The sequence below is a fragment of the Alistipes onderdonkii genome (genome assembly GCF_025145285.1).
Classification (GTDB): Bacteria; Bacteroidota; Bacteroidia; order Bacteroidales; family Rikenellaceae; genus Alistipes; species Alistipes onderdonkii.
This window is the reverse complement of sequence record NZ_CP102251.1, coordinates 1766058-1789199: the sequence shown is the minus strand read 5'-3', so window position 1 is coordinate 1789199 and position 23142 is coordinate 1766058. Positions and strand designations below refer to the sequence as shown.

The 23142-nt window shown below is 53.7% G+C and carries 23 protein-coding genes; 8 read left to right on the top strand and 15 right to left on the bottom strand.

The window, feature by feature from the left end; translation table 11 throughout:
* From hflX to NQ559_RS07440, 3 genes are all read right to left on the bottom strand, one after another.
* On the bottom strand, window positions 1-1218 hold the full coding sequence (hflX, locus tag NQ559_RS07450; protein WP_018697009.1) for a GTPase HflX: 1218 nt from the start codon (window positions 1216-1218) through the stop codon (window positions 1-3).
* 171 nt (window positions 1219-1389) lie between these two features.
* On the bottom strand, window positions 1390-2067 hold the full coding sequence (locus NQ559_RS07445; RefSeq protein WP_026318596.1) for an energy transducer TonB: 678 nt from the start codon (window positions 2065-2067) through the stop codon (window positions 1390-1392).
* Window positions 2068-2163: 96 nt separating this feature from the next.
* Window positions 2164-2847: an energy transducer TonB gene (locus NQ559_RS07440; RefSeq protein WP_018697007.1), complete on the bottom strand. Its 684-nt coding sequence runs from the start codon at window positions 2845-2847 to the stop codon at window positions 2164-2166.
* Window positions 2848-3005: 158 nt separating this feature from the next.
* On the opposite strand from NQ559_RS07440, the gene rlmN reads away from it, so the two are divergent.
* Window positions 3006-4037 (top strand): dual-specificity RNA methyltransferase RlmN, encoded by a 1032-nt coding sequence (gene rlmN / locus NQ559_RS07435; RefSeq protein ID WP_018697006.1) that lies wholly within the window; start codon window positions 3006-3008, stop codon window positions 4035-4037.
* A 38-nt stretch (window positions 4038-4075) separates the two neighbouring features.
* Entirely contained in the window at window positions 4076-4501 is a 426-nt protein-coding gene (locus NQ559_RS07430; protein WP_018697005.1) for a thioredoxin fold domain-containing protein, read from the top strand.
* Here the strand turns inward: NQ559_RS07430 and NQ559_RS07425 are convergent, their stop codons facing one another.
* Genes NQ559_RS07425 through NQ559_RS07410 form a run of 4 tightly spaced genes read right to left on the bottom strand, consistent with a single transcriptional unit; the run spans window position 4502 to window position 7405 of the window.
* Window positions 4502-5041: an HXXEE domain-containing protein gene (locus NQ559_RS07425; protein WP_018697004.1), complete on the bottom strand. Its 540-nt coding sequence runs from the start codon at window positions 5039-5041 to the stop codon at window positions 4502-4504.
* A 6-nt stretch (window positions 5042-5047) separates the two neighbouring features.
* Window positions 5048-5671: a 16S rRNA (guanine(527)-N(7))-methyltransferase RsmG gene (locus NQ559_RS07420; RefSeq protein WP_018697003.1), complete on the bottom strand. Its 624-nt coding sequence runs from the start codon at window positions 5669-5671 to the stop codon at window positions 5048-5050.
* Window positions 5672-5696: 25 nt separating this feature from the next.
* Window positions 5697-6260 carry an RNA polymerase sigma factor gene (locus NQ559_RS07415; RefSeq protein ID WP_018697002.1) on the bottom strand — a complete coding sequence of 188 codons (564 nt, stop codon included), beginning with the start codon at window positions 6258-6260 and terminating at the stop codon, window positions 5697-5699.
* Entirely contained in the window at window positions 6251-7405 is a 1155-nt protein-coding gene (locus tag NQ559_RS07410; RefSeq protein ID WP_026318595.1) for a glycosyltransferase, read from the bottom strand. Before NQ559_RS07410 ends, NQ559_RS07415 begins: the two co-directional genes overlap by 10 nt.
* Window positions 7406-7496: 91 nt before the next feature.
* Between NQ559_RS07410 and tgt the strand changes: the two genes are divergently transcribed.
* The 6 genes from tgt (at window position 7497) to NQ559_RS07380 (ending at window position 14997) form a co-directional block, all read left to right on the top strand.
* Window positions 7497-8627 (top strand): tRNA guanosine(34) transglycosylase Tgt, encoded by a 1131-nt coding sequence (tgt, locus tag NQ559_RS07405; protein ID WP_026318594.1) that lies wholly within the window; start codon window positions 7497-7499, stop codon window positions 8625-8627.
* A gap of 110 nt (window positions 8628-8737) precedes the next feature.
* Window positions 8738-9841: an LptF/LptG family permease gene (locus NQ559_RS07400; RefSeq protein WP_018696999.1), complete on the top strand. Its 1104-nt coding sequence runs from the start codon at window positions 8738-8740 to the stop codon at window positions 9839-9841.
* 1 nt (window position 9842) lies between these two features.
* Window positions 9843-10916, top strand: coding sequence for an aminofutalosine synthase MqnE (gene mqnE, locus NQ559_RS07395; protein WP_018696998.1), 1074 nt, complete (start codon window positions 9843-9845; stop codon window positions 10914-10916).
* A 12-nt stretch (window positions 10917-10928) separates the two neighbouring features.
* On the top strand, window positions 10929-11903 hold the full coding sequence (locus NQ559_RS07390; RefSeq protein WP_018696997.1) for a PASTA domain-containing protein: 975 nt from the start codon (window positions 10929-10931) through the stop codon (window positions 11901-11903).
* Window positions 11903-12994, top strand: a complete 1092-nt coding sequence (locus tag NQ559_RS07385; RefSeq protein ID WP_018696996.1) for an RluA family pseudouridine synthase — start codon at window positions 11903-11905, stop codon at window positions 12992-12994. Before NQ559_RS07390 ends, NQ559_RS07385 begins: the two co-directional genes overlap by 1 nt.
* Before the next feature lie 158 nt (window positions 12995-13152).
* On the top strand, window positions 13153-14997 hold the full coding sequence (locus tag NQ559_RS07380; RefSeq protein ID WP_018696995.1) for a YgiQ family radical SAM protein: 1845 nt from the start codon (window positions 13153-13155) through the stop codon (window positions 14995-14997).
* 83 nt (window positions 14998-15080) lie between these two features.
* Here NQ559_RS07380 and NQ559_RS07375 read toward each other — a convergent pair whose 3' ends face one another.
* The 8 genes from NQ559_RS07375 to NQ559_RS07340 form a co-directional block, all read right to left on the bottom strand.
* Window positions 15081-15320, bottom strand: a complete 240-nt coding sequence (locus NQ559_RS07375; protein ID WP_018696994.1) for a hypothetical protein — start codon at window positions 15318-15320, stop codon at window positions 15081-15083.
* A gap of 133 nt (window positions 15321-15453) precedes the next feature.
* Window positions 15454-15831 (bottom strand): hypothetical protein, encoded by a 378-nt coding sequence (locus NQ559_RS07370; RefSeq protein WP_154654064.1) that lies wholly within the window; start codon window positions 15829-15831, stop codon window positions 15454-15456.
* A 656-nt stretch (window positions 15832-16487) separates the two neighbouring features.
* Window positions 16488-17624 carry a glycosyltransferase gene (locus NQ559_RS07365; RefSeq protein WP_018696990.1) on the bottom strand — a complete coding sequence of 379 codons (1137 nt, stop codon included), beginning with the start codon at window positions 17622-17624 and terminating at the stop codon, window positions 16488-16490.
* Window positions 17621-18775, bottom strand: coding sequence for an O-antigen ligase family protein (locus NQ559_RS07360; protein ID WP_022332151.1), 1155 nt, complete (start codon window positions 18773-18775; stop codon window positions 17621-17623). The genes NQ559_RS07365 and NQ559_RS07360 overlap by 4 nt, the downstream gene beginning before the upstream one ends.
* On the bottom strand, window positions 18760-19809 hold the full coding sequence (locus tag NQ559_RS07355; protein ID WP_018696988.1) for an acyltransferase family protein: 1050 nt from the start codon (window positions 19807-19809) through the stop codon (window positions 18760-18762). Before NQ559_RS07355 ends, NQ559_RS07360 begins: the two co-directional genes overlap by 16 nt.
* 9 nt (window positions 19810-19818) lie before the next feature.
* Window positions 19819-21132 carry a hypothetical protein gene (locus tag NQ559_RS07350; protein WP_154654063.1) on the bottom strand — a complete coding sequence of 438 codons (1314 nt, stop codon included), beginning with the start codon at window positions 21130-21132 and terminating at the stop codon, window positions 19819-19821.
* Between the two features lie 4 nt (window positions 21133-21136).
* Window positions 21137-22429 (bottom strand): MATE family efflux transporter, encoded by a 1293-nt coding sequence (locus tag NQ559_RS07345; RefSeq protein ID WP_229065207.1) that lies wholly within the window; start codon window positions 22427-22429, stop codon window positions 21137-21139.
* On the bottom strand, window positions 22389-23141 hold the full coding sequence (locus NQ559_RS07340; protein ID WP_018696984.1) for an acyltransferase: 753 nt from the start codon (window positions 23139-23141) through the stop codon (window positions 22389-22391). The genes NQ559_RS07345 and NQ559_RS07340 overlap by 41 nt, the downstream gene beginning before the upstream one ends.
* Window position 23142: the final 1 nt, after the last annotated feature.

Below are 23142 nucleotides of genomic sequence, written 5' to 3'. Positions count from 1 at the left end.
TCAATAAAGGAAGTTGTTGAAGGGGTAACGCCCGGCATGGATCTCGCGTACCATCCCGTAGAGATCCGAACGGAATTTCTCGATGTTGGTCTTGGCAAGCGCCGAAAGGAAAATGCAGGGGGTATTGGCCCGGGCGATCCAGCTCTTTTTCAGGTCGTCGAGCGACAGGTTCTCGCGCGTGGCGGGCGTGAGGTCGTCGTCGTCCTTCCTGACATAGGTATAGGCATCGACCTTGTTGAAGACCAGATAAACGGGTTTGTCGCCCGCGCCGATATCCTGCAGGGTCTGCTTCACCACGTCGATCTGCTCTTCGAACTGCGGATGCGAGATGTCGACCACATGCACCAGCAGGTCGGCTTCGCGCACCTCGTCGAGCGTCGACTTGAACGACTCGATCAGCTCGGTGGGAAGTTTGCGGATGAATCCCACGGTATCGGACAGCAGGAACGGGAGGTTGTCGAAAACCACCTTGCGCACCGTCGTGTCAAGTGTCGCAAAGAGTTTGTTCTCGGCAAACACCTCGCTTTTGGAGATCAGGTTCATCAACGTGGACTTGCCCACGTTGGTATAGCCTACCAGCGCCACACGCACCATCGAACCGCGGTTCGAGCGCTGCACGGCCATCTGACGGTCGATTTTTTGCAGATCCTCCTTGAGTTTGGAGATCCGGTTGCGGATGATACGGCGGTCGGTCTCGATCTCGCGCTCACCGGCACCGCCGCGGGTTCCGGTACCGCCGCGCTGCCGTTCGAGGTGAGTCCACATGCCCGAAAGGCGGGGCAGCATATATTCGTAGTTGGCCAGCTGTACCTGCGTCTTGGCATAGGCCGTCTGCGCCCGCGACATGAAGATGTCGAGGATCAGGCGCGTACGGTCGAGGATGCGGCAGGGCATGGCCTTTTCGATATTGCGCGTCTGCGACGGGGAGAGCTCGTCGTCGAAAATCACCACGTCGATCTGCTGCTCCCGGCAGTAACCGGCGATCTCTTCCAACTTGCCCGGGCCGACGTATATGCGGGCCGAAGGCTGCGGCAGCCGCTGCGTAAAGCGTTTCACACTCACGATATCAGCCGTTTCGGCCAGGAATTCGAGTTCGTCGAGGAACTCTTCGGCCTGCCGCGGATCCTGGTTGTCGCGGATAACGGCGACCATCACGGCGCGCTCCCTGCAATCGGGAACGGCCTCGGAGTTCGGGGTTATATTCTTATTCTCAGTCAAAGTCGTACACTTAATTTTAAACAGTCACATCGTGCCGCAACATGCGGCAGGGAAGGTGCTCCCTGCGGGGAGCAAACATTATGCTACAAAAAGGGTATCCTGCTTTCGGCGGATACCCTATTTATTAAATTGTCATGCAGAACATTCTCAACTCAAACCACATACGCCCGGTCAGTTCTGTACGCGGAAATCGACCGGGAGCGTGTATTTGACACGCACAGCCTGGTTACGCTGCTTGCCGGGGCTCCATTTCGGCGACTTGTTCAGCACGCGGATGGCTTCTTCGGAAAGCGACCGGTCGGGCGACTGCAACACCTCGATATTGGTCAGGCGACCGTCCTTGTCAATTACGAACGAAAGAACGACACGGCCCTGAATCCGGTTCTCAAGGGCAACCTGCGGGAACTTGACATTCTGCATCACCCACGCCCGGAACGTATTGAGGTCTCCGTCCTGGAACGATGGCATCGTCTCGGCGGTAATGAAAATCGTGTCGTCCGCAAAATCCTCGTCCTTGGCCGGCGGCACTATTTCGACAATCGCATCAGGATCGAAATCCTCGAATGTGAGATCCGTCTGCACGAACCGGTGATTGGGAATGACCTCGATCAACTGGGAAAGGGCCTTTACCTCAACCTTCTGGGGTTTCTGTTTGGGCGCGTCGGTCGTGACCGGGACAATATCGACATCGACGGGCATAACATCCACTGCGACTTTCTGAATTCTGTACTCGTCCGGCGTATAGGTAAATGCGACAATGACCAGGGACAATGCCACGACCAAACCGATCTCCAATAAAAGGCCTCTCTTATTCCTAAGATCTGCCTTGAATGATTTTTTAATCTCCATATCAATCAGAATTAGGTGGTTAGTACGCGAATCCAGTGCAGCGTATGTATCGTCGGATTCCGGGTCGCTGCCGCCGAAACCCCCTACCGTCCCGGCTTAGTTCTGCACGCGGAAGTCAACGGGCAGGGTGTACTTTACACGTACAACCTGGTTGCGCTGCTTGCCGGGGCTCCATTTCGGCGACTTGTTCAGTACGCGGATGGCCTCTTCGGAAAGCGACCGGTCGGGCGTCTGCAACACCTGGATATTGGTCAGACGGCCGTCCTTCTCGATCACGAACGAAAGAACCACACGACCCTGGATACCGTTTTCGAGGGCGATCTGCGGAAACTTGACGTTCTGCTGAACCCACGTACGGAAGGTATTGAGGTCTCCGCCCTGGAACGAAGGCATCGTCTCGGCGATCAGGAACGGCTGGTCGTCCTCGATGGTCTCCTCGACCACGTCGACCTGCTGGATCACCTCGGTGTTCTCGTCGAATTCGGCGAAGTCCACCTCGGTCGTGATCTTCGTGTCGTTGGTCACCACCTGCAACAGGTCGGCGATCACCTTCACCTCGACCTTCTTGGGAGGCTCGGGCGGCTTCTGATCCTGACGGGTAATCTCGGTAATTTCTTCTTCAACCGGGCCGTAGTTCAAGTCCGGCTTTTCGATCCGGTACTCCTTCGGCGTGTAGGCAAAAGCCGCAATAACCAGGATAAGGGCTACGACAAGTCCGATTTCAAGCAAAAGACCCCGCTTGTTCTGAAGGTCTGCTTTGGGTGATTTCTTGATTTCCATCTATTTTAAATTTAATTGTTCGGCAATGATAAATCGCACATAGGCATGCTATGCACCACAAATATATGGATAAAAATTCAAAAATGCGCCATCCGGCACGAAAATCTTTAATTTTTGCCTACTTTTGCGGGGTAAAAGATCACAACGGAGATTGATAAATGGCCGTTTCGGAACCACTATACGGGAAAAACCCTGCGGAACTCGCCGCCCTCTGCGCCGAGACGGGCCTGCCGCGTTTCGCGGCAGGGCAGCTCGCCCGCTGGCTCTATGTGAAGCACATCGAAGACCCGATGCTGATGACCGATATCCCGGCTGCCCGGCGCGCCTTGCTGGCCGAGCGGTTCCGGCAGGTGCTGACCCCGCCCGAACGGGTCACCGAATCAGCCGACGGCACGAAGAAATACCTCTTCCGCACACAGCAGGGAGCCTACATCGAATCGGCCTATATTCCCGACGGCGACAGGGCCACGCTCTGCGTCTCGTCGCAGGCCGGGTGCCGCATGGGGTGTAAATTCTGCGCCACGGGGCGGCAGGGGCTGCAACACTCGCTTACGGCGGCCGAAATCCTCAACCAGATCGTTTCCCTGCCCGAACGCGACACGCTGACGAACGTAGTTTTCATGGGCATGGGCGAACCGCTCGACAATACGGACAACGTGCTCAGGGCGCTCGACATCCTCACGGCGGAGTGGGGCTTCGGCTGGTCGCCCACGCGCATCACGCTCTCCACGGCGGGCGTCGTCCCCGAGTTGCGGCGGTTGCTCGACAGCACAAAGGTGCACCTGGCCGTGAGCCTGCACAACCCCTTCCACGAGGAGCGGGCAGCCATCATGCCCGTCGAACGGGCATGGCCGGTCGCCGAGGTCGCGGCAATCCTGCGCCGATACGACTTCACGCACCAGCGCCGCGTATCGTTCGAATACATCGTCATGAGCGGACTGAACGACTCGCCGCGGCATATCCGCGAACTATGCCGCCTGCTGGACGGCATCAAGTGCCGCATCAACCTGATCCGGTTCCATAAAATCCCCGGGTCACCCTATTTCTCGCCGGACGACGCGGCCATGGTACGTTTGCGCGACACGCTGACGGCCAAGGGCATACAAACCACGATCCGGGCTTCGCGAGGCGAGGACATCCAGGCGGCCTGCGGCCTGCTGAGCACTTCGGCGCTCGAAGGCAGGCAATAGAGCACGGTTCTTGCACGTTATACGGAAAACGAATCCGCATGAAAAAACTGATCTTCATACTGATGCTGGCACTCGCAGCGGGCGCCGCACAGGCACAGGTAAAATTCGAAACAAAATCGACCGACGCCGTCCGGGAGATGGCGGTCAAAACCGGGAAACTGGTATTCATCGACCTCTACGCCACGTGGTGTCCGCCCTGCCGTATGATGGAACGGGAGGTTTTCTCACGCAAGGACGTGGGGGATTTCATGGAACGGCATTTCGTGGCCGCCAAATACGACGTGGACAAAACCACGGGCAAGGAACTGCTGAAACGCTACGGCAGCGGGGCAATTCCGCTTTATCTGGTCTTCGACACGCAGGGCGAACTGCTGGGACGCATACAGGGGGCGGCCAAGCCCGACGAGTTCATAAACAACCTGCAAACGATCCTCGACAGGCAGAAGCCCAAACAGGGAAAGTAATCACCTGGGCTCCCGGCCTGAAACTGGCGGCGCCGCCAGCCGATGCACGAGCCAGAGATTGACCGCGGCGACGGCACATCCCGCCATCCCGCATAACACGAACTCCCGGAGCGAAAAGGCCCGGGAGTTTATCATGATGCACAGTCCCCGTCCACAGCAGGCCAGGCACGGCAGCGACGTCGCAATGACGGGGACATAGCGTCCCAGGGCAACCCACTGCCCGAGATGGATCAGCAGGTGCATCCCGAACGCAAGGAACAGGGCCAGCCACGGATAATAACAGCCGGCAAGGGCCGCACAGGCCGTTACCGCCACCAGCAAAACCAGTTCTTCGGCAGCCATGGCGGCAAACCGCAAGGGGGAGATCCCGTCGAAATGCGGGAGCATGCGGCGGGCGAGCTGCGGAAAACGCCGCGCCAGCAACTCCCGGTTGCGGCGAAGCCACGGCGGAAGAAAGAGCATCTCCTCGGCATCGTGGAGCAGGAACATCGCGGGCAGCGACCACAACAGCCACCCGGGAAGGAGCGCGCCGCCTGCCATACGGATTTATTTTTTAGGGGTATAGACCACTTTCTTGGTCTCGAAGAACTCCTCTCCGAAGAACCGCGGAATATCGTAGATATACCAGCGCATACCGGTCTGCGCCAGTTCTTCGGCCAGGTCGCCGCCCTTGAGGTAGAGGATGCCGTTCGGAAGCGAGCCTTTCTGTCCCTTCCCGATTTTCGCCCAGATCCATCGGACGAACTCCGGCATTGCCGTGACGGCGCGCGAAACGACATAATCGTAGCGTTCCTGCAGCGTCTCGACACGCACGCAGCGGGGATCGAGGTTCTGCAGCCCGAGCCCGGCGGCGACGCCCCCGACGACCGTGATCTTCTTGCGGATGGAATCGGCGGCGGTGAAATGCGCCTCGGGAAAGAGGATCGCCAGCGGCACCGAAGGGAAGCCGCCGCCGCACCCCACGTCGAGGATACGGGCGCCGGCATCGAACGTACAGACCTTGGCAATGGCGAGCGAATGCAGCACATGGCGCAGGTAGAGCTGGTCGAAATCCTTGCGCGAGACGACGTTGATCTTGGCGTTCCAGTCGGCGTAGAGGCCGTACAGGGCGGCGAACTGCTGCCGCTGCAATTCCGTCAGGCCGGGGAAATATTTGTCGATAAGTTCCATGCGGATCGGTTTTTCCGGGGGGGGGTCAGTTTTTCTCGCCTTCGGTTATCAGGCGGCACATCTGTTCGCGGGCACGGTGTATCTGCGTCTTGACGGTGCCGAGCGGCAATTTGAGGTTGGCGGCGATCTCTTCGTAAGAGTATTCGTCGAAGAACCGCATGACGATCAGCGTCCGGTAGCGCGGGGCGAGGCGTTCGAGGTAATGCTCGATCTGCGTCCGCTGCTGCATGCTGATGACGCTCTCTTCGGGCGTCGGAGTCGTCGATGGAGGCGAGGAGAAGCGTTCGTCGATCGACAGGTCGTCCTGGCGGCGCCGTACGAAGTCGATGAACGTATTGCGGGCGATGGTGTAAACCCACTGCCCGAAGGTATAGACGGTACTGTAACGATGCAGGTTGATGTAGACCTTGATGAACGTCTCCTGCAGCAGGTCGTCGGCATCGTTGACACCCCCCAGCCGCTGTACGAAAAGGCGGTGGATCGCATCGCGGTAACGGTTGAACAGGTATTCGAAGGCCCTGTCGTCGCCTTCGAGCACGAGTTCCACCAGGCGCCGGTCTTCGGCGACGATATAGTCGGCTATCTCCATACGCGGTCGTCTCGTCGCAGCAGCATCACCCCGAGCAGAAACGCCCACAGCGGACTGAGCAGGTCGTAAACGAAATAACAGCCGGCCATGCCCGCCTCTCCCAGGCGGCGTGCGATGCGCCGCACCTGGATCGCCACGAGCAGGTAGCGAACCAGCACCAGGACGAGGGCCGCGATCTTATATTCGAACGGCATCACCGCCAGCGCACAGGCGGCCGTGATGAAAAAAAGCGCCCGCGATCCCAGTTCCCACTGGATGTAATTCTTCACCTGCTGCGGATAGAACGGGAATGCCGAACCGTAATAACGCAACTGCCCCATCCACCAGCGCATGCCGCCCCACGTCTTCTCGCGCAGCGTTGCACGCGGCGAGAGGATCACGCTCACATTGTCATGCGTCATGACCTTCTGCATGTAGAGGTCGTCCTCCCCGATATTCATGTTGAGATGGCTGAACCCCTTGGAACCGAAATAGATGTTCTTGGTAAACCCGATGTTGTGGAGCGTCCCCCGGTAAGGGTTCCGGCGCACGGCACGGGCGATCCAGTCAACGCCGTGCATCATGCGCCAGGCGCGCATCATGTAGTTCGCAAAGCCTTTCCCGCGCTCCACGCCGCAGTAACCCACGACGATCTCGCCCCGGGTAAAGCCCTTGGCCATCAATGCCAGCCAGCGGTCGGTCTGGGGGACGGCATCGGTCGAAGTGAAGACCATGCACTCGTGGTGCGCCGACTTGATGCCCACGTTGAGCGCCATCTTGCGCGAGATGGGAAAGCGGGGGTCGAGGTGGATCTTGGTCGTCACGATCTGGGGGAACGACTGTTTCAGCCGCACGAGCTCCTCGTAGAAATCGGAATCGTGGCCCACGTAGACGATCACCACCTCGAAATCGGGGTAGTTCTGCGCCAGGATCAGCGGCAGCCGTTCCTCGACGAACGAATAGTCCTCCGAGAAGAGCGGGATGACGACCGACACCTGGGGATCGGCCTCCAGCACGGCCGGGCGGCGGTTGTTCTTGTAGCCGGGGATACGGCCGTAAACGAAAATATAGTAGTACAGCTGCACGCCGAACATGGCGAGCATGGCCCCTGCGAGGGCAATGCCTTCCCAGCCGTAGCATGTCAGAAAAGTATCGAAAAATTGCATACAGGCGAAATATGCGCAAAGGTACAAAACAATTCAGAATTCAGAATTCCCAAATCAGATTATTTTATGTATTTTTGCCGAATATATGAGCATGAAGTTTACATTACAGCATAAGGATCCGGCGTCCAAAGCCCGCGCGGGCGAACTGGCGACAGACCACGGCGTCATCCGCACCCCGATTTTCATGCCTGTGGGTACAGCCGCCACGGTCAAAGGCATTTTCCACCGCGACGTGCGCGACGAGGCCCGGGCGCAGATCATTCTGGCGAACACCTACCACCTCTACATGCGCCCCGGCATGGAGATCATCGAAAAGGCCGGGGGCGTACACCGTTTCTCGACCTGGGAAGGGCCGATGCTCACCGACAGCGGCGGCTTCCAGGTCTTCTCGCTCGCAGCTTGCCGCAAACTCAGGGAGGAGGGATGCCATTTCCGGTCGCATATCGACGGTTCGAAACACCTCTTCACACCCGAAAGCGTCGTGGACACCGAGCGCACGATCGGCGCCGACATCATGATGGCTTTCGACGAATGCCCCCCGGGCGACGCCCCGCGCGAATACGCGGCCAAATCGCTGGCACTGACCGAGCGATGGCTGGATCGCTGCTTCGACCGTTACCATCAGACCGAACCCAAATACGGCCACTACCAGGCGCTGTTCCCCATCGTACAGGGGTGCACCTACCCCGACCTCAGGGCGCATGCGGCCGAAAACGTGCAACAGTACGGCGCCGACGGGTATGCCATCGGCGGACTGGCGGTCGGCGAACCGACCGAGGTGATGTACGAGATGATCGAAGTGGTCAACGCCATACTGCCCGAAGACCGTCCCCGTTATTTAATGGGCGTGGGCACGCCGGTGAACATCCTCGAAGGGATCGAGCGCGGCGTGGACATGTTCGACTGCGTGATGCCGACGCGCAACGGCCGCAACGGGCAGCTGTTCACGGCCGAAGGCGTCATCAACATCCGCAACAAGAAATGGGAGGACGACTTCTCGCCGATCGACCCCGAGGGCACGGCGTTCGTCGACACGCTCTATACGAAGGCCTACCTGCACCACCTGGTGACATGCGGCGAAATGCTGGCGGCGCAGATCGCCTCGCTGCACAACATCGCCTTCTACCTGCGGCTGGTGACGATGGCCCGCCAGCACATCGCGGCCGGGGATTTCAAGCCGTGGAAGGAGGCGATGGTCGGCAAACTCCAAAGGCGCCTGTAAAGAACCGAGGCCGGGGGAGGGCAGGAGGCAAACCCGTCGGGCCACGGGCCACGAAGCGAATAATGGCGGCACTGCGTCCGAGGCATGAAAACAAATTGTATCTTTGTGCGATGAAATTACGATTTCCGGGGTTTAAGATCTTAGACCGCTACATACTGGGGAAATTCCTCGCGACCTACTTCTTCGCCATCGCGATGATTATCGTCGTGGTCGTACTGTTCGACTACGTGGAGAAGATCGACGACTTCACGGAACTGCACGCCCCGCTCAACGAGGTGATATTCGACTACTACCTGAATTTCATCCCGTTCTTCATCAACCAGTTCAGCGGACTGTTCACCTTCATCGCCTGCATCTTCTTCACCTCGAAGATGGCCTACCAGACCGAGATCGTCGCCATGCTCTCGGGCGGCATGTCGTTCCGCCGCCTGATGTGGCCCTATTTCCTCGGGGCGCTGATCATCGGCAGCCTTTCGCTGACGCTGAACCTCTGGCTGATACCCATTTCGCAGCGGCACATCGTCAATTTCGAGTCGCAGTACATAAAACGCAAGCAGAACGCCAAGTTCAACCGCCACATCTACCGGCAGATCGAGCCGGGGACGTTCGCCTACATCCGCGGCTACAACGACGGTTCGCAGCAGGCGTCGTTCCTCGCGCTGGAGGAGTATTACAGCGGCACGATGACCCGCTCGCTCGAAGCTGCCGACGTGAAATTCAACCCCGAGACCAAACGCTGGACGGCACCGCGCTACACCAAGCGCGAATTCGACTCGCTGGGCGTCGAGAAATTCGAGCAGTTCCGCAACCTCGATACACTCATCAACCTCGAAGTGGCCGAACTGGGCGAAATCAACGACCTGATACAGACCATGAACATCACGGAACTGAACGAGTTCCTCGACCAGCAGCGCGCCAAGGGTTCCGATTCGATCAACATCATCGAGGTGGAAAAGCACGCCCGCTTCGCCTATCCGCTTTCAACCTTCATCCTGACGCTGATCGGCGTATCGCTCTCCTCGCGCAAGGTGCGGGGCGGCACGGGGCTCCATATCGGCATCGGCACGGGACTCTGTTTCTCGTACATCCTCTTCAACCGCTTCTTCGAGGAGTTCGCCAAGAGCGGCACCCTGCCGCCCGGGCTGGCCGTATGGCTACCCAATATCATCTACCTGTTCATCGCCATCTACCTCTACCGGAAGGCCCCGAAATAACATGCGACACATCGACGACATAGCCGCCAAGGTGCGCCGCGCAGAGCGCATCGACGACGCCGAAGCCGCACGGCTCTGGCGCGAGGCTCCGCTGTGGTTGCTGGGCGAACTGGCGACCGCAGCCAAACGGCGCGTAAGCGGCGACAAGGTGTACTACAACCGCAATTTCCACATCGAGCCGACGAACCGCTGCGTCTTCAACTGCCGGTTCTGCTCCTACCGGCGTCCGGCGGGCGACCCCGAAGCATGGGACTATACGATGGACGAAATCGAACAAATCGCCCGCGAACGGCAGGGAAAAGGCATCACCGAAGTGCATATCGTAGGCGGGGTACACCCCGACCACGGGCTGGATTACTACACCGACATGATCCGCCGCGTGAAGTCCATACTGCCCGGGACGGCCGTCAAGGCATTTACGGCGATCGAACTATCGTACATGATCCGCAAGGCGGGACTGACGACGCAGGAGGGGTTGCGGCAGCTCAAGCAGGCCGGGATGGACGCCATACCGGGTGGAGGGGCGGAGATATTCGACGAGCGGATCCGGCAGCGGATATGTCCCGAGAAGGGCTCAACGGCCGAATGGCTCGGAGTGCACGAGGCGGCGCACCGGCTCGGCATCCCGACCAACGCCACGATCCTCTACGGGCATGTCGAGGAACTCCGCCACCGCATCGACCACCTGCGGCGCCTCAGGGAACTGCAAGACCTCACAGGCGGGTTCAACGCCTTCATCCCGCTCAAATACCGCAATTTCGGCAACCCGATGTCCGAAATCGGCGAAGTGTCGGTGATCGAAGACCTGCGGATGCTGGCCATGAGCCGGATCTACCTGGACAACATACCCCACGTCAAGGCTTACTGGGTGATGTACGGCAAGGCGACGACCGAACTGGCATTGGCGTTCGGCGCCGACGACATCGACGGCACGATCGACGACACGACGAGGATCTACTCGATGGCCGGAGCCGAAGACCGGAAGCCTTCGATGAGCATCGACGACATGCACCGCATCGTCCGGGCGGCCGGCTACCGCGCCGTGGAACGCGACACCTTCTATAACGAAATATAACCCTACCCCGCAATGGAGAAACTGGCATATTACTGGAAACGGCTCCGGAAAAACCGACTGGCATACAACCTCGTACTGATCGGGGCGATCATCCTGGCGATGGCCGTCGCGGCCCACATCGTCATGCAGGTCGGCACGCGCCACGGCGCGCGGCGCACGGTGCCCGACTTTTCGGGCGTGAAGCTCGACCAGGCACAGCGCATGGCCCGCAAGTACGACCTCAAGCTGCACATCAACGACTCGCTGTTCGTGCCGGCTTACGAAGGGGGCATCGTCCTCGACCAGCTGCCCGAAGGGGGCGTGGAGGTCAAGCCCGGCCGCACGGTCTACATCACGATCAACTCCTTCCGCCAGAAGATGGTGCCCGTGCCCTACGTGGCGGGACGTTCGCTGCGGCAGGCCAAGAACATGCTGGAGATCGCGGGGCTGGAGATCGACGAGCTGGTCTACCGCGCCGACATGGCGACCAACTACGTACTGGACGAATACTGCGACGGCCGCCCCGTAGCGGCGACGAGCAAGATCGAGGCCGAACTGGGCTCGGGCGTGACGCTCTATGTGGGCGTCGAAGGCGGCTACGGCACGACGGTCGTACCGCGTCTGGTCGGGTTCCCGCTCAAGGAGGCCAAGGGCCGCCTGTGGGAACTGGGGCTCAACGTCGGCAAGGTGGATTTCGACGAAGGGATCAACCTCCTGAACCAGAAGGATGCCCGCGTCTATATCCAGCATCCCACGGCCGAGCGGAGCGCCGGGCTGGGCTCGCGCGTCGACCTCAGGCTGACGCTCGACGAGAAGAAACTCGCCCAATACCGCGCCATAGCCGAAAAGCAGGCGAAGGAGGCGGCCGAAGAGCGATTGCAATCCGAACGCGAACATGCGGATTCGCTGGCTCAGGCGGAGTTCGAACGGGCGGCGGCAGGCTCCGCAGAGGAACAGCCGGCCGACGAGCCTGCGGCAGCCGGAAACGACGAAGGATTTTTCGACTGATGGCCGACGAACGCTACATAGAGGAGGATCCCGAACTCGACCAGGGATCGGAAGCCACAGAAGAGGACGGCGAGGGAGCCGGGCTTTATGAGCACTTTGCGGTCGTAGCCGACAAGGGGCAAACCCCGTTGCGGCTGGACAAGTTCCTGACCGTACGCATGGAGAAATGCTCGCGCAACCGTATCCAGGCGGCTGCCGACTGCGGCAACATCCTCGTGAACGGCAAGCCCGCGAAATCGAGCTACAAGGTCAAGCCGCTCGACCGTATCCAGATCGTGATGCCCTACCCGCGGCGCGAAGTGGAGATCATCCCCGAAGATATCCCGCTCGAAATCCCCTACGAGGACGACGACCTGCTGATCGTCAACAAGCCCGCCGGGCTGGTGGTGCATCCCGGGCACGGAAATTACAGCGGTACGCTCGTAAACGCACTCACGTACCACCTGCGCAACCTGCCCCTGTTCCAGGAGGGCGACATGCGCGCCGGGCTGGTGCACCGCATCGACAAGAACACGTCGGGGTTACTCGTGGTGGCCAAGAACGAACAGGCGCACGCACGGCTGGCCAAGCAATTCTTCGACCATACGATCCAGCGCCGTTATGTGGCACTCGTGTGGGGCAATTTCGACCAGGACGAGGGGACGATCACGGGCAACATCGGCCGCAGCCCCCGCGACCGGCAGAAGATGTTCGTATTCGAAGACGGGTCGGACGGCAAGCACGCCGTGACCCACTGGCGGGTGCTGAAACGTTACGGCTATGTGACGCTGGTCGAATGCCGGCTCGAAACGGGCCGCACGCACCAGATACGCGTCCACATGTCGTGGCAGGGACATCCGCTCTTCAACGACGAACGCTATGGCGGCGACCGCATCCTGAAGGGCACGACCTTCTCGAAATACAGGCAATTCGTCGAAAACTGCTTCGCCGTGCTGCCCCGCCATGCACTGCACGCGCGGTCACTCGGGTTCGTACACCCGACGACCCGCGAAACGGTATATTTCGAGAGCGAACTGCCCGCCGATTTCCGTGCGCTGCTCGGCAAATGGGAAACCTACGCAGCGGCATCGAAAGAGACGGATAACGGATAAACGGCACGGCAGCGGACTGACTTACGGCAATACGGCGGCTCGCATCTGCGGACACCCAAAACGGCAATCCCCAACCATAAAGCCGCCGGCCCGCACCCCTCAAACACACGATACAGACCGGAATTATTCCGGGACGAAACAAAAAAACTCACCGTACCTTGTTTTTACCGACCACGATAAAGGAAGTCCGCGCACGCGGGTGGGAGCAGTTGGACGTCATCCTCTTTTCGGGCGACGCCTACATCGACCATCCGGCATTCGGCGCGGCAGTGATCGGCCGCCTGCTCGAAGCCGAAGGCTACCGCGTGGCCATCGTGCCGCAACCCAACTGGCGGGACGACCTGCGCGACTTCACCAAGTTGGGCACGCCGAGGCTCTTCTTCGGCATTACGGCCGGGTCGATGGATTCGATGGTCAACCACTACACGGCCAACATCCGCCTCAGGAGCAACGACGCCTATACGCCCGGCGGCAAAGCGGGGTTTCGGCCCGACTATGCCGTAACAGTCTACACGCGAATCGTCAAGCGATTGTTCCCGCACGTCCCGGTAGTAGTCGGAGGGATAGAGGCTTCCCTACGGCGGCTGACGCACTACGACTACTGGAGCGATTCGCTCAAGCCTTCGGTGCTGGCCGAAAGCGGCGCCGACCTGCTGATCTACGGCATGGGCGAACGGGTCGTACAGCAGGTCGCCCGGGCACTGCGCAACGGATACAATGCCAAGTTGCTGCGCAAACTGCGGCAGGTGGCGTTCATGGCCGGCAAAGATTACGTGGAGCGGCTCGACCCGGCGAAGACGATCCGGCTGCACTCCTACGAGGAGTGTGCGCGCGACAAACGGGCTTTCGGGGAGAATTTCACGGTTATCGAGACACAGAGCAACCTGATGGAACCGACAGCGACGCTGGTCGAGGCCGTCGGCGACCGCTATGTGGTCGTCACGCCGCCCAACACGACGCTCACGACCGAAGAGCTCGACCACTCGTTCGACCTGCCTTACGAACGGGCACCGCACCCGCGCTATAACGGCAAAGGAGACATCCCGGCCTGGGAGATGATCAAACACTCGGTCAACATCCACCGGGGATGCTTCGGCGGCTGTTCGTTCTGCACCATATCGGCTCACCAGGGCAAATTCATCAACTCGCGCAGCGAGCGCTCGATCCTCGACGAGGTGCGGCGGATCGCCTCGATGCCCGGCTTCAGGGGTTACCTCTCGGACGTCGGTGCACCTTCGGCCAACATGTACCGCATGGGCGGCCGCGACAAGGAATTGTGCCGCAGGTGCCGCCGTCCGTCGTGCCTGCACCCGAAGATGTGCCCAAATCTGGACAACGACCACCGGCCTCTGTTGGCTTTGTACGAAAAGATCCGAGCCGTGAAGGGCATCAAGAAGGCCTTTGTCGGCAGCGGCATCCGTTACGACCTGTTCGACGACAGCCCTTACCTCGCTACGGTCGTGAAACACCACACCTCGGGACGCCTGAAGGTCGCCCCCGAACACACCGAAGATGCCGTGCTGAAACTGATGCGCAAGCCTCCGTTCGCACTTTTCGAGCAACTGAACGCCGATTTCCAGCATATCTGCCGCCGCGAGGGACTGCCCTACCAACTGATCCCTTACTTTATCTCGTCACACCCGGGCTGCACCGAACGTGACATGCGCTCGCTGTCGGCGAAAGTACTCGGCAAGCTCCATTTCAACCTCGAACAGGTACAGGATCTCACCCCGACGCCGATGACCCTCTCGTCGGTGATGTTCTACACCGGGGAGAACCCCTATACACATGAAAAAGTCTACGTCGCCCGTTCGCAGGAGGAGAAACGGCGGCAGAAAGCCTATTTCTTCGATGAACGGCCGGCCGGGAAAGCAGAAATTCCGGGTAAAAAGAATGGCTCGAAGAAGGAAAGCCGCCCAAAAGGTAGGCAGTCCCAAACCGACTCGGCAAAAAGCGGGCAAACAATGCGTCCGACACCCGGAATGCGGTGCAAAAATAGGTGACCTCATACGAGTGCACTTGCCATCACTCCGACAAAAAGAAATTTTCCCGTTCCGCCGCCCATCGGTACCCGATCGAAGTGGTATTACAATCCCAATATCACGAAAATGTGTACCAGGTAAGCGGCATACGATTGCGGCGCGATCCACAGCATTATCCGAGATGTTTTGCCAAAGAAGAAACAGCACAGGACGATCAGCCCGAACGATAGCGAAAAACAAAGCAGCGTTTCATACCACCACCATGAACGACCGATCTGGAAAAAGGCCTGCAGATAGACCGATAGGGCCAACAACAATTCCAGGCCGAAGAGCATCATGCCCATACGTCGCGTTATTCGAAGAAACCAGCTTGCCTCGCCATGCAACCGTCCCCGTCACGAAAAGTGCCACATGCTGCGCCAGATGAGTCGGTTCCGCTCAAAGCAAACCGCTCAAACATTTCCAGTTGTTAATCGGTCAGGCAGGACGTACCCGATAATTAGCTGCAGAAACGATTATGACAGCAAAAACGATCCACACCACGTTCACCCCGCTCTGCACGCGCATGGGTTTGCGCACGACAAACCAAAAAAGGGCATATACCAGCGAATAGAAAAGCAGGCGTTCGACAAACCAGAGGTGACCGACCTCGACATGCCCCGTAACTACAGAGCACAAAACAGTAAAAAAAGAGGAGCGGAATTCCCAAATGAGGAAATTTTGCCGATATAAAGCCCTGAAAACCGTGACGGTCGCAACTGGAAGGGAGAAAGTAACCGCAAAACAGGAAGTAAAGTCCCATGAGGAATGAAGCGTTGACAGCAAAGAAACTCCGCAGTCAAACTGCGCACTCATCAAGCGAAGGCTGGTATATCCAATTATCGCTATCGCTGTAAGCCGGCCCGGCATGATGGAAGATAACCAATAGGATCAGAAAAACTTTCAAATTGACGAGGTTCCAATCTCGCTGTACGGGTTTAGCAATAGGGTCTGAAGTCTTCATAGACGGTGCAGTTTCTGATAAGATACAAAAGATGGATAGGAATCAAAAAATGCAAAACAATTACCCGAAAATATTTTCAGGAAGCAGATCGACTGCGAGCAATAGGGATTATCGTTGCGCTTCGAATTATAATGCATGGCGAGGTATCGTACAATGAATTTCAGTAAACAAAAGCCGGAGAATTCTCCGGCTTTTGTTTATTTTTTATTTCGGCTCCACTTCTCATTAAGGCGTTCCAGAAGGCGGGAAATACGCCGCACGTCTCGTTCATCGTCCTTCATAACCGGGGCTTTGCGAATGCTCCACCACAGAAAAAGATAAAACAAAATAAGTAATATCAATAAATAAAGCAACCACCTCATCTGTATTAAAATAAGTCTATACCTACCATTTTATTTAGACTTAATCGAACTTATCGTCCCATTCTGACAAACATTTGTAGTCGAAAATATATAGCTCTTCTCATAGACATACACATAACAGCTATAAGTGATTTTATCTCTAACTTTTATCCAAGCTTACTATTCAATATCTCGTCATAAATTTCATAGACTTTATAAACCATTTTTTTCAAAGAAAAAAAAGATTCATATCTCTTTTTGCAATTCATTTTGAAGCGAGTTAACAGTTCGGGAGAGTCCAATATTTTATTAATTGCAGCAGCTAGAGCTTGAGAATCACATACAGGGACATTCAGCCCCGTATCTCCATGTTTATTTACCCAATTAACCCCAGATCCAAGGATATCACACGCTACAATCGGCACCCCCATCGCCAAGGCTTCGGCCAATACCACGCCAAAAGCCTCCGTGCGAACAATTGAAGGCAAACAAAATAAATCCGCCGCCGCAAAATAGGCTCCTATCTGCTCTTGCGGAATACGCCCGATTAATTTCACACGATCAGCAACCCCCTTCTGCTTAATGAGACGTTCCAATTCATCCTGCAACTCCCCACAACCGCCAATGAGGACGATCGTATCGTCCCTCAGCTTACAAGCCGCTTCGATCAAATACCTAAAACCTTTATAATAAGTAAGCCGACCGATACTCAGCACGATTTTCTTTCCCGGATATTGCGTTTTGATTGTTTGATCAATTCCAGGTAAAAACATAAGATGTTCGGTATCGAGACCGATCGGGACGACCCGGACTTTTTTAACATAAGGCTGCAGATCAGATGAAGTATCGAAATAGTTGCGGCTGGTAACGATAATTCGGCTTGCGCGACGTAACAGCATCGTCTGAAACGGGCGGTAAAATATCATCAGACTCTTTTGTTTGACAATATCCGAATGCCAATGGAGTACGATTTTCGCCCTTGTCCGGAACAATAAAGGAGCTAAAGCAGCCCATGGATTAGGTAAATGAAGATGAATAATATCATAATGGTTGCGAATTTTCCGATAAACGGAAAAATAACGCATCGAGATGGGAGTCGAATGAAAAATGGTACGAATCGGCACCCGGAATAATCGATAAGCGGGAGTTAAGTCATCCGTTTCGTTGCCGGCCAAATGTTGGAAACAGAGTTCATCCACATTACAATTCTCAATCTTATTCAAATTTTCAACTAAATCGTAATTCACTTTTTCGATACCGCCACAGAACGGGGGATAAAATTTACCAATATGTAAAACCTTCATGCCAATTTGGGATAATGATATTTTAAAAGTACCGGCGAATCTAACTTACCGCATCCATACTTTGCCTTGTTAAAAAGTTCAAAAACTACCAACCAATACATGAAATTCCCTGTTCCAGACAAATGTCCTGTAATGGTAAAATTAAAAACGATAAATAATAAGGTAAGCATCAAATTGTACCACTTCCTGTTTATTAAAAATCGATGTAGACAATACAATAAAGGCAAGAGATAGAAAAAAAATCCTATTACTCCATTATCTGTTAATAAACAAATCCAACCACTTTCTGGGTTATTATCATAGATACTGTTATAATACCCATTATTTCCAAAAATGATACTTTGCAACGGATAATCCAGAAACAAGTTTATCCCTTTCGTCCAGTAATAGATTCTGGCATTTTGATTTTCACCTTCACTCAATGCTAACAGCCTTTCTACAGAAGTTCCCGCATGCATATAAGCATAGTTCATTATGCCAATAAATATTGGTACAACAATCCATAAATATTTTATATTTTTCCGTTTAAACAACAAAACAATTAACGGGATTGACAATAATATAATCCCTAGTCGAGCATTCGCAAAAAAACAAGACAGAATAGCGGAAAACAATAACCATAAATTCTTATTGGCTAAAATAAATGCGGTTATCATAAACATTCCAAGTACAGTAGGCCCCCAAAATAGCCCCTTTGCCCGAAAAACACCAAGATTTCCGCCAAACAAAGCTTCATCAAACACAACTCCATTCAACACATTAACAAATAACAATTTATGAGTAACAAATTCGTAAGCCGTCAAACCTAAAGACAAAAAGACAAACCCGACGATTAATTTATAAACGAATTTGAAATCTAACAGATAAACTATAAATGCTACAACGATGCCTCCATATGAATAAATATTATGATAATAAGACCAAAAAGGGACTGAAATCAATAATAAACACCACGATGATACAGCACAATTGAATGGGAATTTATCAAGAGGTTTAATTTGCACGCCCCCCGAGATAAACAAATAGCTGCATAATAGCACAATAATCAATACCACGAATACATATCTATATGTTGATCCAATCAGCGTTTCACCATAGGCTTCTCCGAACAACATTAAAAAGATAAAAAAAACTATTAGTTTTTTATACATCTGCATATTAACTTATTTACACATCTTTTATACAACCCTACGAACGGGAGACAAACTCCGATTACAATCATTGTAATTAGAATGCAAATCCATAGATTTTCGCGCAAATCGCCTGTTCCCACATTTGTCATCCGACTTATTGTGAAAATTACAATACGCAAGATAATACCATGTATAGCCATGATTACCAGTGTCGATGTACTATATCCGATATGTTCTATCCAGCTTACACGACCTAATGCTATTGCAATGGCTATCATCATCATACAACCGACACCCGACCATAAGAGAAAAAGCAAAAAACAGCCATACTGGCCACTGGCCATATCAATCCTCGTAGCCCAACCTTCATGCACGGCAATGAGCAATAATAAGCAGCAACCAACAGCGACAAGTATTACATGCCGAACATGCGTCCAATACTGAACCCGCTCTGCAACCATCCACCCGGTCACATAGAAAGGCAGGGCAACCAGCGCGACATTCAGCCCCATTGGAAGCCACTCAATTCCCTTTGTATAAAGTCCCAGCCCCAAAACAGCACAAAGGACAGAAACTACAAAGATTGTTTTTCGACAACAAATATAGTCAGCTAACAACCGCGCCAATACTTCGGTCGAAAAAAGTGCGGGCAAAAACCACAATACGATGTTATGACTCATCCAACCGTTTATATTCGATCCCCACATTAGCGGTATCAGACGTTGCCACCAAGTGATCCCAGAGCAGACAGGGGGGGGGAAATTGCACTCTACCAGCCACCACCATAGCAGCGTCAACAGATAAAAGAATGCATAAGGTAGCAGCAATTTTTGAGACCGGCGAATGATGAAGGTACGCAGATCATAACGATGCCTATTAAACAAGAAACCGGAAAGAAGAAAAAACAAAGGCATATGGAACGCGTAAATAAAAATCACCGTATTCGGCTCTTTCGAAACATGCCCCAGAACTACCAGGATTATGCCTAAAGCCCGTAACACATCTATCCAGTATTTACGCCCTGTAGATATATTTAAGGCTTGCTCATTCATGTGGAAATTTTATTTGCTATTCAACTCTTTCAACACTTTACGAAAAGCCATCATACAGGTCTCGACATTCTGCTTGTTTAATACGGTCTCATAGGGGATTCCCGGAAAACTGGTATTGTTCAACCGATTGATAAATCGGATTTTATCCAAAGTATCCGTGCGCGGAAATTCACCGCGAGGGACTTTATCCATCCATGCTCTCAATTCTTCAAACGACGCAGCAAATGGACAATTTTTCATATCATTATTGAGCGTGCGCACCATTGTTACAACCGGAATATCTGCAAGTATACACTCGATTGCTATTGTTCCAGTCACTGTCACGACCATATTTATCTTGGGAAGCACCTCATCCATACGAACTGAATGACGCAAAGGAACGATCCGTTCATGAGAAGCAATAAAAGCGAGTAACTCTTCCGTGAGTTCATATTTCGACTTGGGATTCGGTTTGACGAAAATCACCGCACCACTAGGTAGGCTGTCGTACAAATGATGGAGCATTTCCAATTGATTACGATAAGGACGTCCCCATACATCCAGATTAGCCTCGGGCTGCATTTGCATTGGATAGAGTAACCGGAAACTATTTTTAAACGAACCCACATTACGGCTTTCGGCCAATGCATTCCATTTACGGATCAGTTTACGCCGTTGACGTTCAATCCGCAATTTCACCCAGGGAGCAGGTGTATTGTAATGTTCTCCACCAAGATAGGCGACCGAAAGGTGTATCAAATCATTCCATCGTTTCAACCGAGTTGAAAGCGTCGCCCTATACTTTTGCATATAATCGGGCTTAATAGTGCGATGGACAATACTGTTGATCAATTTTATTGCCTGTTCGTCAGACATTGTTTCACCCGAGCCGGAAAAGGGTTCGAGCGTATCGTAACGATAAAAGGAAAAACGGCCAGGAGGAAACCGGCAGGTCGAAGGTTGTAAATAGGGAATGGAAAGTTCTCGACAAAGATCAATCGTCTGCAATTCATGGAAAGCAGTACTTTCACCAAAAGTTACATCGGGTCGTTCCTTCTCCAGAAAATCACGGATCAGCTTGCGATAATAGGTATAATGCCCCGTCGACCGATGTCCGAAATAGTTTATATTACGATCGGATAATATTAATGAGCGATCGGCTTCTATTGGCTCTTCTAACTGGGTTTTATTCGGATAAGGTATCACCCAAACACGCCCACATCGAGGATGGAACAAATGATTTTGCACCAAAAAAAGGACTTGGTGCCCGTCATTAATCAGACAATCAGCAAAAGCTTCCCATATTCTCGTCCGAAAACGATTTTCGACAAATAATATTTTCATAATATCATACCGTAAAATAAATTACAATGGATGCCGCAAACAAAGCCAAACTCAAAATAGAACATTTGCGGAGTTTGATGCCGCGCCTGCTCAGCAAACGGTGCTGAATGGCCAAAGCTATCGTAAAAGTCACCGCATTGAGCAATGTAAAAAGCTCGATCGTCAGACGGCCTTGAAGTAAGTATAGCGCTACAGGCAACAACATGACCGGTACAATGACACGCAAATTCATCTGTCGAATCTGATTCTCTCTGCCCACAAGACCTTCACAAAGCGAAATACCCACCCATAAGGGCATCTGAAGGGCTATTAGAAAAAACAGCCGGGCATTGTCGATCGAAAGACCTTTTAAGAAATAGCGGCTAAGCAAGGGCACGAACAGATAACAGGCCAGACAACCACACAGCACTAGGCCCATAATCGCTGTATAATAGAGATCGAGTCGACGGCTATTCCCCATATAGAGCTTTTGGAAAAAGGCGATATACAAAAACTGATGAATAATGATAGCGATACCAGCCAGACGAAAATAAAAACTGTAAATGCCCACTTGTTCATACCCCATAAAGTAAGCGATATAGATTCTGGCACTGGACGTAAGCCAATAGATAATAATTCCGGAGACAACCATATGCAGGCTGTAACGAAGAATCTCGCCGCAGTCGTCGTGCAGCAGGGCAGGTATGCTTTTGGTGTGGAGCTTATAAAACTGTCGCACATAAAACCCGCCCAACACAAAAAGGTAAACCTGCATGGCCGCTTCAAGGAGCATAACATGATGAGTGATTCCGAAACTCCATATGACCAAAATCACTCCTGTCAATATGAAATAATATCCCCCGTCGAACAATACACCCAGCCAACCCTTGTCTTCCGATTTGAGGATAGAGCTGTAGAGCCTTTGGAGTGCAAAAATCAAGGTAAAAAGCAAAATTAGCGAAAATCGTTGACCGATCGCTCCGTACCAACGCAACAAACAGGCTATGACGGCTATCCCCAGTACAGGAACTCCATAGAGCATAAAAACCTGCTTTTTATCCCTTTCCCCCCGACGAAGCACGAAATAAGGATAAGCCCCCCCTAAACCCAACATAGCCACGACGGCGAGTACACTCCCCAGCGCGTAGGAGAATTCCACTACACCATACTCTTCAAGGGAAACAAAATTAAGAAAAAAAATAGGGGCCAAGAAGGCAACTCCCTTTGACAATACAAAAAACAGGATGTTATCCCGCACCTTTTTAAAGAGCAGGCTTTTATTGTGCACCACCATTTTTGTGAGACTGTCGCTTTTCATAAATTCGATCTGCCACTTTAGCGTAATGGCAGATGGCCTGATCCGGATCAAATTCTTTGTAACGCAAAGCCTGCCCAACATAAAGCCCCGGCTCAGTGAGCGATTTAGCCACTACAGCCCCGGCCCCTACAGTCACAGCATCACAAATACATACGTCCGAACAAATCAATACGCGCGAACCGACATAGACATTTTGTCCAATTGAGATGCTGCCGTCCACTCTCCAGCGTGCTGCTCCAGATCTGCTATGATAGAACCCATGAGTCCAGAGCTGACTTCCGATGCCAGCTAAAATGGAGTTTGCACCGAGACGGACACTGGCCGTCATGTCGATAAAATGCGATACGCCGATTATGGCATTTATACCCAGGATTAGTTCCGATTCGCGCAGATTGGAACTTGCCGAAAGAATCCTGTTGTATTTATTGATAACGGCTTCAGCATCCAATTGCACTCGGAAACGCCCCTTAAGCAAATTCATGCGTTGAATGCGCGATCGAGTGCCCAGATGAATAGATTTCGTGAGAATTAAGTTCCCACTTTGAATCACAGCCCCTTCTCCCAGGTAAATACCTGAAGTCAGGATCAGTGAAAACCCAATTCTGCTTTTACGGCCGAAGGAATACCCTTCCCCGCCAAATATCCTTACAAGAGGGAATGCGATACACGAAGGTAACAGAAACAAAATAGATGCGATAAGCCAACGCTTCATA